Below are 312 nucleotides of genomic sequence, written 5' to 3'. Positions count from 1 at the left end.
GCTGCCATATCTTTAGGAATACCACATTCGTGAAGCTGTAAGTTTGGACCTACAACAATTACCGAACGCGCAGAGTAGTCAACCCTTTTCCCTAGTAAGTTCTGACGGAAACGACCCTGCTTACCTTTCAATGAATCAGAAAGTGATTTCAATGGTCTGTTTGATTCAGATTTTACTGCAGAAGATTTTCTTGTGTTATCGAATAATGAATCTACTGATTCCTGAAGCATACGCTTCTCGTTTCTCAAGATTACTTCAGGAGCTTTGATCTCCAATAATCTCTTCAAACGGTTATTTCTGATGATAACTCTT

The 312-nt window shown here is 38.8% G+C and carries 1 protein-coding gene; it reads right to left on the bottom strand.

Annotated elements, in window-relative coordinates:
* Positions 1-312, bottom strand: a 312-nt coding sequence (locus GB932_RS22115) for a DNA-directed RNA polymerase subunit beta' (RefSeq protein ID WP_156758932.1), incomplete at both ends; no start/stop codon positions are given.

The organism is Microbacterium karelineae (assembly GCF_009745985.1).
Taxonomy (GTDB): Bacteria; Actinomycetota; Actinomycetes; order Actinomycetales; family Microbacteriaceae; genus Microbacterium; species Microbacterium karelineae.
The sequence above is the reverse complement of the archived record's forward strand: the minus strand, read 5'-3'. Positions and strand labels throughout refer to the sequence as shown.